Origin of the sequence: Streptomyces panaciradicis (genome assembly GCF_023516615.1) — a bacterium.
Classification (GTDB): domain Bacteria; phylum Actinomycetota; class Actinomycetes; order Streptomycetales; family Streptomycetaceae; genus Streptomyces; species Streptomyces panaciradicis.
This window is the reverse complement of sequence record NZ_JAMGBF010000013.1, coordinates 61,417-76,813: the sequence shown is the minus strand read 5'-3', so window position 1 is coordinate 76,813 and position 15,397 is coordinate 61,417. Positions and strand designations below refer to the sequence as shown.

14 protein-coding genes and 2 pseudogenes are annotated in these 15,397 nt (G+C 72.0%); 6 read left to right on the top strand and 10 right to left on the bottom strand.

What is annotated here, in order from left to right:
• Positions 1–197: 197 nt before the first annotated feature.
• The 4 genes from M8J74_RS05640 to M8J74_RS05625 all read right to left on the bottom strand — a co-directional run bounded on the left by M8J74_RS05640 (position 198) and on the right by M8J74_RS05625 (position 5,048).
• Positions 198–803 carry a GNAT family N-acetyltransferase gene (locus M8J74_RS05640; RefSeq protein WP_249835333.1) on the bottom strand — a complete coding sequence of 202 codons (606 nt, stop codon included), beginning with the start codon at positions 801–803 and terminating at the stop codon, positions 198–200.
• A complete protein-coding gene (locus M8J74_RS05635; protein WP_249835332.1) occupies positions 800–1,963 on the bottom strand; it encodes a ThiF family adenylyltransferase in 1,164 nt (387 codons plus the stop codon). The genes M8J74_RS05640 and M8J74_RS05635 overlap by 4 nt, the downstream gene beginning before the upstream one ends.
• 122 nt (positions 1,964–2,085) lie before the next feature.
• Positions 2,086–2,799, bottom strand: coding sequence for an LmeA family phospholipid-binding protein (locus M8J74_RS05630; protein WP_249835331.1), 714 nt, complete (start codon positions 2,797–2,799; stop codon positions 2,086–2,088).
• On the bottom strand, positions 2,796–5,048 hold the full coding sequence (locus M8J74_RS05625; RefSeq protein WP_249835330.1) for an MMPL family transporter: 2,253 nt from the start codon (positions 5,046–5,048) through the stop codon (positions 2,796–2,798). Before M8J74_RS05625 ends, M8J74_RS05630 begins: the two co-directional genes overlap by 4 nt.
• 331 nt (positions 5,049–5,379) lie before the next feature.
• On the opposite strand from M8J74_RS05625, the gene M8J74_RS05620 reads away from it, so the two are divergent.
• From M8J74_RS05620 to M8J74_RS05605, 4 genes are all read left to right on the top strand, one after another.
• Complete coding sequence (locus M8J74_RS05620) at positions 5,380–6,069, top strand: response regulator transcription factor (protein WP_249835329.1); 690 nt, start codon at positions 5,380–5,382, stop codon at positions 6,067–6,069.
• Positions 6,066–7,457: a sensor histidine kinase gene (locus M8J74_RS05615; protein WP_249835328.1), complete on the top strand. Its 1,392-nt coding sequence runs from the start codon at positions 6,066–6,068 to the stop codon at positions 7,455–7,457. The genes M8J74_RS05620 and M8J74_RS05615 overlap by 4 nt, the downstream gene beginning before the upstream one ends.
• Before the next feature lie 70 nt (positions 7,458–7,527).
• On the top strand, positions 7,528–7,764 hold the full coding sequence (locus tag M8J74_RS05610) for a hypothetical protein (protein WP_249835327.1): 237 nt from the start codon (positions 7,528–7,530) through the stop codon (positions 7,762–7,764).
• Between the two features lie 145 nt (positions 7,765–7,909).
• Positions 7,910–9,880: a lamin tail domain-containing protein gene (locus M8J74_RS05605; protein ID WP_249835326.1), complete on the top strand. Its 1,971-nt coding sequence runs from the start codon at positions 7,910–7,912 to the stop codon at positions 9,878–9,880.
• On the opposite strand, the pseudogene M8J74_RS05600 reads toward M8J74_RS05605, so the two are convergent.
• Together M8J74_RS05600 and M8J74_RS05595 are read right to left on the bottom strand one after the other, a co-directional pair.
• Positions 9,856–10,114: pseudogene (locus tag M8J74_RS05600) on the bottom strand (SDR family NAD(P)-dependent oxidoreductase); the annotation flags it as partial. The gene M8J74_RS05605 and the pseudogene M8J74_RS05600 sit on opposite strands and share 25 nt — an antisense overlap.
• 31 nt (positions 10,115–10,145) lie before the next feature.
• Positions 10,146–11,219, bottom strand: a complete 1,074-nt coding sequence (locus M8J74_RS05595) for an NAD(+)/NADH kinase (protein WP_249835325.1) — start codon at positions 11,217–11,219, stop codon at positions 10,146–10,148.
• 210 nt (positions 11,220–11,429) lie between these two features.
• Between M8J74_RS05595 and M8J74_RS05590 the strand changes: the two genes are divergently transcribed.
• Positions 11,430–12,626, top strand: a complete 1,197-nt coding sequence (locus tag M8J74_RS05590; RefSeq protein ID WP_249835324.1) for a PP2C family protein-serine/threonine phosphatase — start codon at positions 11,430–11,432, stop codon at positions 12,624–12,626.
• A 14-nt stretch (positions 12,627–12,640) separates the two neighbouring features.
• Here the strand turns inward: M8J74_RS05590 and M8J74_RS05585 are convergent.
• The 4 genes and pseudogenes from M8J74_RS05585 to M8J74_RS05570 all read right to left on the bottom strand — a co-directional run bounded on the left by M8J74_RS05585 (position 12,641) and on the right by M8J74_RS05570 (position 14,477).
• Positions 12,641–12,939 (bottom strand): annotated as a pseudogene (locus M8J74_RS05585) (hypothetical protein).
• Between the two features lie 71 nt (positions 12,940–13,010).
• Positions 13,011–13,478, bottom strand: a complete 468-nt coding sequence (locus M8J74_RS05580; protein ID WP_249835323.1) for an SRPBCC family protein — start codon at positions 13,476–13,478, stop codon at positions 13,011–13,013.
• A 121-nt stretch (positions 13,479–13,599) separates the two neighbouring features.
• On the bottom strand, positions 13,600–14,070 hold the full coding sequence (locus M8J74_RS05575; RefSeq protein ID WP_249835322.1) for a DUF5994 family protein: 471 nt from the start codon (positions 14,068–14,070) through the stop codon (positions 13,600–13,602).
• 2 nt (positions 14,071–14,072) lie between these two features.
• Positions 14,073–14,477 (bottom strand): DUF5994 family protein, encoded by a 405-nt coding sequence (locus M8J74_RS05570; RefSeq protein WP_249835321.1) that lies wholly within the window; start codon positions 14,475–14,477, stop codon positions 14,073–14,075.
• 521 nt (positions 14,478–14,998) lie between these two features.
• On the opposite strand from M8J74_RS05570, the gene M8J74_RS05565 reads away from it, so the two are divergent.
• Positions 14,999–15,343: a hypothetical protein gene (locus M8J74_RS05565; protein ID WP_249835320.1), complete on the top strand. Its 345-nt coding sequence runs from the start codon at positions 14,999–15,001 to the stop codon at positions 15,341–15,343.
• The last annotated feature ends 54 nt before the right edge of the window (positions 15,344–15,397 follow it).

Sequence of the window (15,397 nt, the reverse complement as noted above, 5' to 3'; positions counted from 1 at the left end):
CACCCTCGATCATGTGGGCGACGGCCGGGAAGGGCCAGGACCATACCCGCACCTCTGGCACTTCCCGGTTCGTCGGCGCACGGGCCACCTTGCCCGGTGCGTTCAGCGGTCGGGGTGAAGCCTCCGATGACTTCCCGCCCGGCCGATGTCCGGCTCCAGCTGCCTGCAGAGCGGTGTGCCGCTGTGCAGGCGCCCGTTCAGACCGCTTGAAGCGTGTGGTCACCGGTGAGGACGGCCTGTTCCGCGGGGGTCGCGGAACGCCGCCACTCGTGGGCCAGCGCGGCGTAGGTGGTGACGTCGTGCCACAGGCCCTGCGTGTGGAACAGTTCGCGCAGCGTCGCCTCGGGCCGCAGGCCGGCGGCGAGCATGACGTCCCGCATGCGCGTGTGGTCGGCTCGGTGCCCGGCCCAGATGCGGTGCAGGCCGAGCGGGCCGAAACCGTGGGCCATCAGAAGCCGGCCGGCCTCGTGGCCATGGCCGCGCACGGGTGCGTCGGGCAGCAGGACCAGCCCGGTGAGCATGGCGTTGCTGCCGTAGTCCTCGACCAGCAGCCCCATGCTGCCGACCATGGTGTCGTCACCGGGTGCGCAGATGGCGAGGGTGTGTCTGCGGCGCGGGTGGGCGTAGGGCTGGGCGAGGCACTGGGCGAAGGCGTCCTGTGCCTGGCGGGCGTCCATGCGGTCGACGCCGAGGAAGCGGGTCAGCAGACGGTGGGTGTGGATGCGTTCGAAGGCCGCGAGGTCGGTGGCCCGCAGCTCGCGCAGCCAGAGGTGATCGCCGTGCAGTTCGGGGATGTGGGTCATGGCGCGGTTCCGAGGAGGGGGGCGTGGTCGGCGGGGACGAGGGCTTCGAGGTCCGCGTAGTGGCGTCCTGAGGGAAGCGGGGCTCCCAGCAGGATGCGACGGGCGGTGTCGGTGACGAGGGCCGCGCCGAGCATGATGCCGCTCGCCAGCTGCGGCCAGCTGGACAGGGTGCGGCCGATCCTGCCGATGGCGTCGGTCATGGCCGGGCTGAGCCGGTCCGCGTCCACGATCCGCAGGAGGAGGTCGAGGGACTGGGCCGCGTCGAGCGCGCGGACGTCCTGTGCGGTGCTTTCGCCCGCCCGGCCGTGGAAGAGGGGCCGGTCCGGCTCCAGGTCGAAGCGTTCCACATCCAGCAGGCCGCGGTCGTTGGCGTCCATCAGGACCGGGATACGGCGGTCACGTGCGTGCTCCCGGGCCGCGAACTTGGCCCACAGGGTGTCGCATTCCTCGATCAGCAGGTCCAGTCCCGCGCCGGGACCGGCGCCGAAGAACGCCTCGACGGTCTCCGGTGACACGCCCTCGCGGTAGATCTCGATGTCGAGATAGGGGTCGATCTCGTACATCTGGCGCGCGCACAGCACCGTCTTCTCCACCCCCAGGTCATGGACGCCGGCGCGCAACCGGTTGAGGTTGGACAGGCCCAAGCGGTCGAAGTCCGCCAGGCGGAACGATCCTCCTACGCCCTCCATGGCACAGGTCAGCGCCGCGCTGTTGCCCACGGACAGGCCGAGCACGCCGATGCGGCGGCCGAGCAGTGCCTGCTGTTGCACCCGGGTGATCTTGTCTCTGTTGCGGTCGGTGCGGACCAGGCGGAACTCCTCGGCCGGCAGCAGGTGGACCAGCCGCCCCGACCACGGGTACCAGATCCAGGTGCCGTAGCGCCGACGCGGCACCCCGGCGCACAGCTCGGTGGCGGCGGCAGCCAGGGCCCGGGCGTCCGGCGACTCCCCCGGCCGCAGGCAGCGCACCAGCTCCTCGAGCTGATCGTCGATGCGGTCGTGCACTTCTCGTACGGCCCCCGACTCCAGCAGTGCCGTCAAAGCCGCTCTCCCCTCGGCCTCCATGAGGTTGAGGAGCAGAGGCCGGTAGGTGTCCTGCGGCGTGCGCGTCGGTTCCAGGCCCGCACAGGGGTCGTCGTCGGGGGTGGCTGAATGGATCATGAAACGGGAAGCTAGCAGCCGGACGATCTTGGAAAGCCCTTGTCACACGGGAGCGCACATCCGAATTCATGCGCGATCTTTTCAGCGCCGGTTGACGAGGTACGGACGCGAGCGTTGCTTGGTCATGTCTTCGTCCGCGCCGGCAGCCGGGTGCGGCCCGCTTCGAGGCCGATCGACAGACCTGAGGCCGTGACGTCGAGGCTGGTGGCTTTCAGTCCCAGGGGGTAGTCGGCGTCGGTCCGCGCGGTCAGTGCGTCCTGGATACGGCCGACCAGGCGGCTGGGCGCGGGACGGCCGAGGATCTCGGCCTCCTGAAGACGCAGCGTCACATGACCGTCCTGGAGGGCAGGTCGCACGGTCGCCTGCCCGAGGCCGCCCTGGCCGAGGTCCAGGACGACGGTGCCCCTCTTCTCGTCGAGGCGCACGCCGGTGACGGGCAGCCGGCCCCCGTTCGCGCCGGTCATGCTCCGCAGGGACGCCGCGGGTACGTCGACGTCGGCGTGGACGGCGGAGACGGTGCCCGAGCGGTCCCCGGTCAGGCGTACGTCCTGAAGGCGGGCGCGGACGGACACGTCGGGGATACGGCCGAGGGTGGCGTGGTCGTTGCTGATGGTCACGGCGTCGAGGTGCCGGTCGAGCAGGGCGAGCAGGGCCGGGCCGCCGTCGATGTCGACGGTGCTGTCCTGGCCGAGGGCCCGGCCGGCCGCCGCGGCCAGGCGATCCCGCAGCATCGTGCGGGCGGCGGCTTCGGCCGCGGTGACGGTCAGCAGGACGAGGGCCAGGGCGAGGGCGGTGACGGACGCCGCCCGGTGTCGCCGGAACGCGGCGCGGATCATCCGTTGTCTCCCGTCGTCACGGCCGGCAGGGTGTGGCCGGCCGGTACCTGGGCGGGCGCGGGGCCTTCGGGGTCCAGGTGGGGCAGAAGCCGGTCCAGCCACCGCGGCAGCCACCAGTTAGCCCGCCCGAGCAGGTACATGCTGGAGGGCACCAGGACGAGCCGCACCACGGTGGCGTCGAGGATCACGCTCACGCCCAGGCCGAGCGCCAGCATCTTGATCACCACGTTGGTGGAGAGCAGGAAGGCGAGGAAGACGCTGGTCATGATGAGCGCGGCGCAGGTGATGACGCGGGCGGTGCCGGCCAGCCCGGCGGCGACGCTCACGTGGTTGTCCTTCGTGTGCAGCCAGGACTCGCGGATGCGGGAGAGCAGGAAGACCTCGTAGTCCATGGACAGGCCGAAGACGATCGCGAACATCATCATCGGTACGTACGACTCCACGGGGACGGGTTCGTCCACGCCGAGCAGCGAGCCGCCCCAGCCCCATTGGAAGACCGCGACGACGACTCCGTAGGCGGCCCCGATCGACAGCAGGTTGAGCAGGGCGGCCTTGAAGGCGACCAGGAGGCTGCGGAAGACGGTGAGCAGGAGCAGGAAGGCCGCCGCGACCACCACCGCGACGATGACCGGCAGACGGTCCAGGACCACGTCGCGGAAGGTGAGTTGGGCCGCGGTGACGCCGGTGACGTAGCCGCGGGCGCCGGAGCCGGCGAGGGCGTCGGGGAGCGTGTGGTCCTCGAGGCGGTGCATCAGGTCGGAGGTGCCCCGCTCCTGTGGGCCGGTGTCGGGTGTGACCGTGGCGACGAGCAGGCTCGTGTCGACGGCGGCAGGTGTGGTGACGCGGGCGACGCCGGGGGTCGCGGCCAGGGCGTCGTGCAGGGTCCGGGACAGCGTGGCGTCGTCGACGTGCGTGTCCGTGAGGTCGGCGACGATCGTGAACTGGCCGTTGGTGCCCGGTCCGAAGCCGTCGGCGATCAGGTCGTAGGCGCGGCGGTCGGTGTAGTCGGCCGGGTCGGCGCCGTTGTCGACGTGCCCCAGGCGCATGGAGGCGGCCGGTATCGCGAGGACGGCCAGCACGAGTGCGCCGACGGCGAGGAACAGCCAGGGACGGCGGCCCACGGTGGCGGCCCAGCGGTGCCAGGTGTCGCCGGTGCCGGTCGGCTCGTCGACGGGCGTGCGCACCCGCCACCGGTCGATGCGGCGGCCCGCCACCCCCAGGAAGGCGGGTCCGAGGGTGAGCGCCGCGACGGCGGCGATCAGGACGGTCAGACCGGCGGCGACACCGAGGGTGCCGATGAAGGTCACGCCGGACACGTACAGGCCGCCGAGGGCGAGGGCGACGGTGGCCGCCGCGACGATCACGGCCCGGCCGCTGGTGGCGACGGCCCGGCCGGCGGCCTGCGCCGGATCGTCGACGTCGCGCAGCAGCCGGCGGTGCCGGGTGATCAGGAACAGGGCGTAGTCGATGCCGACGCCCAGGCCCATCATCGTGGCCAGCGTGGGTGCGGCGTTGCCGAAGGTGAACGCCGCTGCCAGCAGCCCGAGCAGTGAGATCCCGGTCAGCAGCCCGACGACCGCTGTCAGCAGCGGCAGTCCGGCGGCGGCCACGCTGCCGAATCCGGCGAGCAGCACGACCACGGCGGTGACGAGGCCGATCACCTCCGACAGCCGGTCGGCGGCCTTGGGGCGGGCCAACTGGCCCAGTGGGCCACCGTATTCGACCTGGACGCGGTCGGCGCGCAGGCCGTGCACCGCGTCGTCGACGCCGTGCAGGTAGGAGGGGGCGAAGCGGGCGGGGTTCTCGGTGAAGCGGACCGTCAGGATGCCGGTGGCGCCATCGGTGGAGACCGTGCCGGGCGTGCTCAGCGGATCGGTCACCGCGATCACCTCGGGCAGCTTCTTCAACTCGGTGACCGCGGTGTCGACGGCGCTGCTGTGGGCGGCGAGAGAGCCGGTGCCGGTGTGCAGCACGATCTGGGCGGCGGTGCCGCGGACGCTGGCGGGGCCGTGCGCGTCCAGCAGATCGGAGCCGGTCTGCACGGAGGTGCCGGGGAGGGCGAAATCGTCGTCGTAACTGCCGCCCCAGGCGCGGTCGGCGGCCAGCGCGGTGAGCAGCACCAGCAGCCAGGCGGAGATCACCCACCACGGTCGCCGTGCGCACCACCGGCCGAGCCGGTGGAGCCGGTCGGCGCGTTCGGGCGCTTCCGGGTGGTCGGGTCGCTGGGAGGTGGCGGACGCGTCGGTCATGCAGTCGTTCCTTCTCGGGCCACGTCTGATGGCTCTGGGTCGGGTGGTGTGGGGGGTGGTCAGTGGTGGTGTCGGGTGCGGGCGGGGTGCTGCGCCGGCGGCCTTGTCCCCGGTCGTGGCGCACCGGTGGGGTACACCCTGCCGGTGGTCCGTGGCCGCCCGGCGAGCGGGCCGCCCTCCGGCCGTCTCTTGATCGGCGGTCCCAGCGTGGCCGGGGCGTACGAGCCGGAGGTTCGGCGCATGTTCGGGGTGTGTAAGGGCCGTTCGCGCGGACGCTCGGGCCGGCCGGAGGTGGCTAGCATCGGTGGCCGGGCTGCGGAAAGAGAGGCACATGCCGGAGAGCAAGGGGCTCGTCCTGGTCGTCGAGGACGAGCGCAACATCGCCGACCTCCAGCGGCGCTACCTCAGCCGGGAAGGCTTCGGCGTGCACGTCGAGAGCACCGGTGACGCCGCTCTGGCCGCCGTCCGCCGCATGCGCCCGGTCGCGGTCGTCCTGGACATCGCACTGCCCGGCATGGACGGCATGGAGGTCTGCCGACGGCTGCGCGAGGAGGGCGACTGGACGCCCGTGCTGTTCGTGACGGCCCGGGACGAGGTGACCGACCGCATCCTCGGCCTGGAACTGGGCGGCGACGACTACCTCACCAAGCCGTTCTCGCCGCAGGAGCTGGTGGCCCGCGTCAAGACCCTGCTGCGGCGTGCCGCCGGACCGCCGCAGCACCCGGTGCGCCGGGTGGGACGTCTCGCGCTGGACGCCGGCCGCCGTACCCTGCACGTCGACGGCCGGCCGGTGGAGCTGACGACGACCGAGTTCAACCTGCTCGCCTTCCTGATGCGGCACCCCGGCCAGGTCTTCACCCGCGAGCAGCTGCTCGCCCAGGTGTGGGGGTACGCCGGCTACCGGGACACGCGCGTGATGGACGTCTACGTCTCGCAGCTGCGCGCCAAGCTCGGTTCCGCCAGCCCCCTGCGCACCGTCCGCGGGGTCGGCTACAGCGTCACGGACGCCGACGGCCGATGATCACCCTGCGCCGACCCGGCCGCCGCGGCTCCCTGACCGGCAGCATCGTGCTGCTCACCACCGCAGTGGCAGCCGTGGCCGTCGTGCTGACCGGGCTGTTCGCCTGGCGCGTCATCCGCACGAACGCGGAGACCCAGGAACGCCGGCAGCTCTCCCGGCAGGCCGAGGTCCTCGCCCGTACTCCCCCGCTCGCCGCCTGGATGCTCGACCGGCAGGAGCGCATCGCCGGCGCCGACGACATCCGGCTCGCTCTGGTCCGGCCCTCCGGTGCGGTGGACGGGCCCGCGGCGGCCGCGGTCGACGCCAAGAGCCGCAAGGCGCTGCTGGCCGGGGAGGAACTGTCCGCGACGGCACGGCTCGACGGCCGCGAGGTGCTGGTGGAGGGAGCGCCGACGCCCACCGGCGGCGGCCTGGTCCTCACCCAGCCGATGAGCGCCGTCGACGAGGCCACCGACCGCATGCGCGGCAGCCTCGTCCTGCCGTTCGTCGTGGGCCTGACCGGCGCGGCCCTCGCCGGTGCGCTGCTGGCCCGCCGCCTGGCCCGCCCGCTCGTGTCGGCCGCTCGCACCGCGCACCGCCTGTCGCAGGGCGAGCGCGGGCTGACCGTGCCGGCCGAGGGCCCGGCGGAGGTGGCGGAGCTGGCCGGTGCGCTGAACCTGCTGGACGCGGCGCTGACCCACAGCGAGGACCGGCAGCGGGAATTCCTGCTCTCCGTGTCCCACGAGATCCGTACCCCGCTGACCACGGCACGCGGCTACGCCGAGGCCCTCGCCGACGAGGTCGTCACCGGCGACGAGGTGCCCGAGGCCGGCCGTATCCTGCGCGGCGAGATCGAGCGTCTCGAACGCTTCGTCGGCGACCTGCTGGCCCTGGCCCGCCTGGAGGCCGACGACTTCCGGCTCGACAACGACGAGGTCGACCTCGACGCGCTGGTGGCGGAGGCCGCGCAGGCATGGTCGGTGCGCTGCGCGCAGCACGCCGTGGACTTCCGCGTCGAACGCCCGGCGCACCCGCTGCCGCTGATCACCGACGGTTTCCGGGTACGGCAACTCGTGGACGGTCTCGCCGGGAACGCCCTGCGCGTCACCCCGGCCGGAAAGCCCCTCGTCCTCGCCGTTCGGGCGGAGGAACTGGGCGCTGTGCTGGAGGTGCGCGACGGCGGGCCCGGCCTCACCGACGCCGACATCGCGGTCGCCTTCGAACGCGGCGCGCTCACCGACCGCTACCGCGGGGTGCGGCCCGTCGGCAGCGGTCTGGGCCTGGCCATCGCCCACCGTCTGGCCACCCGGCTCGGTGGCACCATCACCGCCTCGGGCCGGGCCCCCGAGGGCGGCGCCTGCTTCACCGTTCGGCTCCCGTCACGCCCCGACGCCCCTTACACGCACTGAACACTCCCCTGACATCCGCCTCATGACACCCCGTCATGCTCGTGCTCACGGACAGACGAGGAGGCACGGCATGGGAGGCAGGCTGCGCAGGCCGACGTGGCGCCGTACCACCAGCGGCCCGGAACGGGACGCGCCCCGGCGGCTGCGCGACGACCTCGACCAGGCCCTCTCCCTGGCCGACGACGCGGCCCGGCGGACGGCCGTGGACGGCGTCGTACAGGGAATCGCGGAGGGCAGGTACGGCCCGGGCTTCCAGCGACGGGCCGAAGGGACGCCGGCTCGCGCCCGTCAGGCAGGCGCGGGGTGAGGCCACATGCACCGCCGGGCGTTCACGGCAGCCGGTGGCCGTGTTCGGCGGGGCCGGCGCGATCGCCTGGCGTTCCGACGGCCAGCAGGCGGCATTCAGCCGGAGTACACGCCGTTTCAACGTCGTTTCACCAGAGTTCCGCCTCGTGCCTACTTCACCCTCACGCGTCGGCGCCGCCTCGGTGTGCGCCGCGGCTCTGACGTTCTCAGGACTGCTCGCCACCGGACTGATGGCCGCTCAGCCCGCGGCCGCCGCGGACCCGGCGGGCTACCAGAACGTCCGCATCAACGAGGTCACCTCCTCGAACAACGACACGGTGGAGCTGTACAACACCGGTGCGATCGCGGTGAGTGTCAGCGGCTGGAAGACGTCCGACGACGGCTTCTCACCGCAGTCGTTCTCGCCGTCCTCCAGTACCATCGCGCCCGGCGGGTTCATCACGTTCAACTCGCCCAAGGGCCTCGGCGATGCGGACAAACTGGTGATCTACACGGCCGACGGCACGGTGGTCGACCGCGTCGACTGGGCCACCGGCAGGGCGAAGCCGGCGATGGCGCGCTGCGGGGGCGACGGCACCGGGGCGTGGGTGACCACGACCACGGTGACCACCTTCGGCGCCCCCAACGCCACGGGCTGCCCGGCCTCGGCCCCCGCGGCGAGCCGCATACGGATCAACGAGGTCACCTCGGACGGCGCGGACACCGTGGAGCTGTACAACGGCGGAACGAGCGCGGTCAGCATCGGGTCCTGGAAGTACGTCGACAGTGACACCGCGCACTCCCCCGCCCTGATCTCGTCCTCCTCGCCGAGCACGACCAGCATCCCCGCGGGCGGCTACGCCACGTTCGACTCCGCCCTCGGTCTGGGCGCGAGCGACTCGCTCTTCCTCCTCGACGGCAACGGCACCACCGTCGACTCGGTGACCTGGGCGACCGACGGCGCCAAGCCGTCGGACGAGCGCTGCGCCAACGGCACCGGCTGGTTCACCACCTCCACGACCGCCACGCTCGGCAGCGCCAACTCCTGCTCGGGCGGCACCGGTGGCGGCGGGACCGGCGGTCACCTGCTGGGAGGCGGCGGCTCGCTGACCAGCGGCTGCACGCCCGAGGCGCCCTCCGGTACGGGTTCCACCCCGGCGGGCACCCTGGCCTGGCCGGGCGGGCTCGACGTCACGATCGCCGACGACGTCTGCGCGTTCACCACGTCCACCGGCCCCGAGGGCCGTGACCTGAGCGGGCTGGCCTTCGACCCGGCGCACCCGTCGGTACTGTGGGCCGCCAAGAACAAGAACTGGCTGTTCAAGCTGGTCAAGAGCAACGGCAAGTGGATCCCTGACCCGTCGTGGAGCGCGGCCGGCAAGCAGATCCATTTCGCCGGCGGCAGCGGCCAGCCGGACTCCGAGGGGCTGACCGTCGGGGCCAACGGCCACCTCTACGTGACCTCCGAGCGGGACAACGCCGACAACACCGTCCCCAAGGACACGATCATGGAGTTCGATCCGGCCGCGACCGGATCGACGCTGACGCCGGTCCACCAGTGGGACATGACCTCGCAGTTCCCGCAGCTCGACACGGGCAGCAAGGACGACGCCAACCTGGGCTTCGAGGGCGTCGGCTACGTGCCGGACAGCTGGCTCACCGCCAGCGGCTGGATCGACCCGCTCACCGGCGCCGCCTACGACCCGGCGGACTACCCGCTGCACGGTTCGGGCCTGTTCTTCGCCGGCCTGGAATGGGACGGCACGCTGCACGTCTACGGCCTCAACTCCGACGGCACGTCCACCACGTTCGGCACGATCTCGACCGGAAAGGCGTCAGTGATGGATGTGACCTTCGACGCCGGAACCCAGCGGATCGTCGCGACCTGCGACAACACCTGCGGCGAGACCCACACCTTCCTGAAGGTGGACGCCTCCGGCGCCATCGTGCCGGACGTGACCTACACCAATCCGGCCGTCATGCCGACCGACAACCTGGAGGGCTTCGCGATCGCACCCGCGTCGACCTGCGCCAACGGGTCACGGGAGGCGGTCTGGAGCGACGACGGCAGCTACGGCTTCGGCCCGGGAAGCTCCTCCTACGGACACGCCCTCTACAGCGGCACCTTCCCCTGCTGATCCGCCGGCCGGCGGGGACGGTCGGGCAGGCCCTGGGCCTTGGTCTTCAGCGATCCGGTGACGGCCGGCCTTCTTGCGGCCCTTCATCAGCGCCTCGAAGACCTGGCGTGCGACGTCGGCGGGGTCGTCCTTGTCCATGGCACCGATCCGGGTGTCCTCCTCCATGTCGGCCCGCCGGAAGGAGTCGGTCTCGGTGGGGCCGGGCATGAAGGAGGTCACCGTCACCCCGGTGTCCTACCCGGACGGGGAACGGTGGTGGCGGCGCTCACCACAGCGGTGAGGAGCCGTCCGGGGTGGTCAGCAGGGCCAGATGGGCGAGGTCCGCGGGCGGAGGCGTCGTCACGGACCACAGCGGCGGCGGGGACCCGTCGGCCACCGCGGCCGGGGCGTCCGTGAGGTTCATGCGCTCGCGCAGGCGGCCGTAGAAGTCCATCGGACCCAGCCGCACCGCTCGCAGACGCCGCGGGGCGGCGTACACCCCGATCCAGTCCCCCGGGTCCAGTACGCCCCGCAGCTGGCCGTCGATGCTGACCGCCGCCGGTCCCGAACGTTCCAGCACGCGCAGTCCGATCGGCTCGTCGGGGGCGGTGACGATGGAGCGGTTGAAGGCCATGTGCGGGGCGACCGGTGTGAAGATCAGGGCCTCGGCACGGGGCGAGACGACGGGGCCGCCCGCGGCGAAGCTGTAGGCGGTGGAGCCGGTCGGGGTGGCCACGAGCAGGGCGTCGGCGGAGTAGGAGGCCAGGAGGCGGCCGGAGACGTAGACGCCGACGGAGACCTGGCGGTCCCTGGCCAGCTTCTCCAGGACGATGTCATTGAGGGCCGTGACGTCCAGCGGGATGCCCCAGTCGGCATCCACGTCACAGTCGGTGCGCACCTGAGGCGGCGGCAGCAGCGGGCCGCGGCCGTACCGCACCCACGGCGCCATGTGCTCCGGCACCTCCAGGCGGCGGGAGGCCCGCAGGGCGAGCAGCATGCGGCTGTCGATCCCGATCCGCTCCTCGCGCACCGCGTCCAGTGCCTCCCGCACCCCGGCGGCCGACACCTCCGTCAGGAAGCCCACCCGGCCCAGGTCGACCCCCAGGACGAGGGCGTCGTTCTTCGCCGCCAGCCGGGCACCGCGCAGGAAGGTGCCGTCCCCGCCGAGGGTGACGACGAGCTCGGGATCGCCCGCGGCCGCGACCTCCTCACGGGCGCCGCGCCGCCCGCCGTCGTGCCACACGTCGATGTCCGCGCACCGCACGGAGTGCTCCTCGCACCACGCACGGACCACGCCGGCCGCCTCCACGGCCTCGGGACGCCCACCGTGGACGACCAGGCCGAGTCGCTTGACTGTCACATCCGCCTCCGGCAGTTCTCGGTCACCCAGTGATTGACCACCGTAGGGAGTGTCGCGCGTGCGGGCCTGCTCGGCGGCCGATGGCAGCGGACCGGGGGTCACCAACGGCGTCGTAGCCCCGTACCGCCCTGGACGAAGTCCTCATCCGCAGCTCGGATGCAATACCGGCGTCTCAGCGGGAAGAAGAACTACCGACCCAGGGAGGCTGGAGTGGCAAGCGATCGGATCGGACTGGCCGAGGTGCTCACGGCGGCGGAAGACGCCGCGCCGGTGGGCTCCCTGGATGTCGTGGCACGCAATCTGCGCGACCGGTTCGACGCGCGGTACGTGTCCTTCCTGTTCGTCGACGTCGTGGGCCGGCGCCTGCTGCGGGTCAGCGACGAGGCGGAAACCCGGCTGGGGCAGCGCACCGATCAGGTCCCCCTCAGCGGCAGCGGGGTGTACGACGAGGTCCTGCGCACCCAGAAGCTGGTGCTGGCGCCCGAGGGCGAGCAGGGACAACGTGTACTCGCCCCCGTCACCAACCGCGGCGACGCCATCGGCGTACTGGAGCTGTTCCTCCCCGAGGTCACGGAGGACGTGCTGAAGCAGGTGGAAGAGGCCGGGCACGCGCTGGCCTACATCATCGTCACCGATCGCCGCTTCACCGACCTCTACCACTGGGGCAACCGCACCACCTCGGTGAGCCTGGCCGCCGAGATCCAGCGCCAGCTCCTGCCGTCGGCCCCGTCCTGTGAAGCCGCCCAGTTCGCGCTCGCGGGCGCTCTCGTCCCGGCCTCCGACATCGCCGGTGACACTTACGACTACTCCCTCGACCAGGACACCCTGCACCTGTCCATCACCGACGCCATGGGCCACGACGTCGACGCCTCACTCATGGCCACCCTGCTGGTCAACGCCTCTCGGGGTGCCCGCCGCTCCGGCGTCGACCTGGCCGAACAGGCCCGCCTGACCCACCAGGCCCTTCTGGACCACGGCCGCCGGACCTTCGCCACCGGCCAGTTCCTGCGCATCGCCCTCGACGGCACCCGCGCGCAGCTCGTCAACGCCGGGCATCCATGGCCGCTACGGCTGCGCAACGGCCAGGTCGAGGAACTGCGCCTGACCGTCAACCTGCCGTTCGGCGTCCGTTGGCAGGGCCCGTACCAGGTGCAGGACCTCGACCTGCGCCCCGGTGACCGCCTGGTGCTCTACACCGACGGCATGCAGGAACGCGAAGCGGCGAAGGTCGACCTGCATGAGCTCATCCGTTCCACCGCCTCCGAGCACCCGCGCGAGGTCGTGCGCACCCTGGTGACCGAGGTCAGCGAGGCCTGCGACGGGTTCGTACGAGACGACGCCACCACCCTGTGCCTGGACTGGCACGGCCCCGTTCACACGGGCCGAAGGGTGACCGTCAGCTCCTGACCACCGGCCCCTGGTCACGGGTCGGCGTCGGCGCGGGACGCGCACGTCGCCAGTGGCTCCGCGAGGCAAACGACGCGGTCAGCCGCGACATCGAAGCCGAGCACCGGATGCCCGTAACCACCCTCCGGATCCATCAGCACCGGCTTGCCCAACCGCCGCCCGATCTGTCGAAGAAGGTCGCAGAACACATCGAGTCGCTCCTGCCCCTGCAGCTCCCGCAGGTCGACGCACCCGGAACACGCACGTCCGGCAGCGACCCCATCAGGTCCGGGTCGAAGAAACACCTCATGTCATCCCACAGCAGGTCGGCCACCCCGCGATGCTGCCCGGCTCCTTGAGCCGACGCATCCACGTTTCGCTCGCCCCAAGGGGCCGGTGCCGGCCTCAGGAGGCCGGCTTCTCCACCAGCTTCGCCAGGTTGTCCAGCGCCATGCGCTGCCCCAGTTCGTTGTCCGCGGGCGGCACCGCGTCCGGGACGCCTTCGTGATGGATGGTCACCTCCGTGCCGCCGCCCGGCGCGTCCGCGAGCGTTGTCGTCAGCGTCATCTCGCCGGAGAGCGCGGGATCGGCCGTCTCGAACGCGAAGACCTCCACCACCATCTCGTCCGGGACGAGTCTGCGAAAGTGGCCGTGGTAGGTGTCGGTGTGCTCGGACGACTTGCCCGTGTCACCGGGAGTCGTGTAGGTGAGCGAGATCCGAAACGCACCACCTTCTCGTGCCTCGAACTCATGAACCGTGCTGGTCATGTTGTCGGGCACCCGCCACTTCGCGAGCGCCTCGGGGTCGGTGAGCGCACGGTAGACCGCCGTACGCGAGGCGTTGAGGTGCCGTGTGAGCCGGGTCTCGTACATACCCGCCAGGCTACGGGCGGGCACCGACATCGACACCGGGACGGCGACGGTGACGACTGTGACCGCCGGGGGTGTGTGATTCGGTGGTCGCCGTGGGCCGGCCCACGGCGGCTGGCCGCTCTTACATCCCGACGCCGGTGTCGATGAGGATCTGCGCGGCCGGGGTGGCATTGTCGGCGCGGACCGCTTCGGCCATGGCGGCACGCGCCGATTCGGGCGTGGCGTCCGGCGGGATCACGAGGAGAGAGAAATAGTCCGCCTCGCCCCGGGTGACGAGGACGGTGTCGTCGCCGACCGGGAAGGAGTCGACGCGAACGACACGATCGTCGACGATCAGCCGCGTCGGCAGTTCCTCCCAGGCCGCCGCGTCCAGGCCGATCCGTGTGACCGGCCCCAGGTGCGCGGTCAGCGCGGAGACCAGGGAGGGGAGTTCGGCCGCGAAATCGTGGGAGCGCGGCCACCACGCCCCGTCGAGCACGCCCTGCCGATCATCCGTCGTTGCCAGACGTACGACGGCCGTACCGGGTTTCACATGGCCGTGGACGTGCGGCGCGAGTTGGGGCGCCTGCGAAGAGCGTTGGCCGGTGTCCATGGTCAGCCTCCCGTGGGTGAGCCCGCCGCGGCCGCCATCAGCGGTTCCGCGGCCTCCGCGGTCGTGTCCGGAGGCACGACCAGCAGGTCCCAGCGTCCCTGGCCCGGGGCGAGCAGAACGACAGTGTGCGGGGCGGACGCGGCAAGCGTCCTGTGCAGTTGTACGACCTGGTTGGACACGAGCATCCGGCCCGCCGTCGTGGGCCAGACCGCGCCGTTGACGGTGACGCTGGTGACGTGACCCCACGTCCGCGGCAATCCGGCGAGCAGGCTGGGAAGTTCGGCGAGCAGGTCGTACGAACGGGGCCACCAGGCTCCGTCGATGGGCCTGGGCAGGGCACCCTGGGGCACCAGGCGCAGACGCAAGGGGGCAGGGAAGGGAGGCGGGGGTGGTTGTGCGGTGTTCATGACGGCTCCTGCCAACTGCCTTTGCACGAATGAGAGGCCGAGGTCGGGCGTGGTGAGTCGCGACCCGGCGTGGCACCGCCACTCTCCGCCCTCACGCGCGGAAGCCGGGCCGTCCGGCGGAGGAGAAAGGTGCCGTCGTAGGTCTGGGGCTGGTTGACACGGAAACGGCCCTGCCCGGGCCAGGCCACTGGAACGGAGATGCGGCCGAGGTCACGGACTGCCGCCGAGGATGGTGGTGTGCTCGGGACGACCTGTCGGGTAGACACACGCACCTTTACCGTCCCCACCCTACTCCCCGTGCGGGTAAGACCGCAGTGTTCCTGATGAGCGCCCTGGGCAGGCGCGCCTCCGGGCGGACGTCACGTTGACACCTGTGGTCGTCGCACGTTGACTGGCCGGACGGCGCAGGGCCCGGAGGGGCTGCGTCGACAGAGTCTCCTCAAGCCTGCAGCGAACTGTCGAGAAGGCGAACGGCGTCTTCGGACGGTGCCCCAACTTCCAGGGAAGCGGTACACACGACCATGTACGACCAGACACGCGCCCAGCAGCCCGCGGACGGGGCCTCGGCTCCCAGTGGACGCCGTGCCACGGGCCCGGAGCCGCTGCTCCCCCCGAACGGGCGGGAAGAGATCGTGCGCCGCCTCGGTCACGCCGTCAACGCCTTCGCGGACAACCCGCGTGCGGCTCTGGAGGAGGCGGAGGGCGCGTTCGACGAAGCCACGGCCCAGTTGGTCGACGCTCTCGCCGAGCGGCGCCGAGCCCTCCGCGCGAGCTGGGCGGACCTGGACCCCGAGGCCCAGTCCACCGAATGTCGCCTCGCCCTGCGCGAGTACCGGGAGCTCGCCGGTCGCCTGCTGCGAGCCTGAGCGCCCCCCGGCGAAGGCAGGCGCGCGGTGTCGGGGTCCCCTGCACCCGTTCCG

What these genes read in the sequence shown, in the direction of transcription:
- M8J74_RS05640 (WP_249835333.1), bottom strand. Translation starts at nt 803, where the DNA reads ATGACCCACATCCCCGAACTGCACGGCGATCACCTCTGGCTGCGCGAG.
- M8J74_RS05635 (WP_249835332.1), bottom strand. Translation starts at nt 1,963, where the DNA reads ATGATCCATTCAGCCACCCCCGACGACGACCCCTGTGCGGGCCTGGAA.
- M8J74_RS05630 (WP_249835331.1), bottom strand. Translation starts at nt 2,799, where the DNA reads ATGATCCGCGCCGCGTTCCGGCGACACCGGGCGGCGTCCGTCACCGCC.
- M8J74_RS05625 (WP_249835330.1), bottom strand. Translation starts at nt 5,048, where the DNA reads ATGACCGACGCGTCCGCCACCTCCCAGCGACCCGACCACCCGGAAGCG.
- M8J74_RS05620 (WP_249835329.1), top strand. Translation starts at nt 5,380, where the DNA reads ATGCCGGAGAGCAAGGGGCTCGTCCTGGTCGTCGAGGACGAGCGCAAC.
- M8J74_RS05615 (WP_249835328.1), top strand. Translation starts at nt 6,066, where the DNA reads ATGATCACCCTGCGCCGACCCGGCCGCCGCGGCTCCCTGACCGGCAGC.
- M8J74_RS05610 (WP_249835327.1), top strand. Translation starts at nt 7,528, where the DNA reads ATGGGAGGCAGGCTGCGCAGGCCGACGTGGCGCCGTACCACCAGCGGC.
- M8J74_RS05580 (WP_249835323.1), bottom strand. Translation starts at nt 13,478, where the DNA reads ATGTACGAGACCCGGCTCACACGGCACCTCAACGCCTCGCGTACGGCG.
- M8J74_RS05575 (WP_249835322.1), bottom strand. Translation starts at nt 14,070, where the DNA reads ATGGACACCGGCCAACGCTCTTCGCAGGCGCCCCAACTCGCGCCGCAC.
- M8J74_RS05570 (WP_249835321.1), bottom strand. Translation starts at nt 14,477, where the DNA reads ATGAACACCGCACAACCACCCCCGCCTCCCTTCCCTGCCCCCTTGCGT.
- M8J74_RS05565 (WP_249835320.1), top strand. Translation starts at nt 14,999, where the DNA reads ATGTACGACCAGACACGCGCCCAGCAGCCCGCGGACGGGGCCTCGGCT.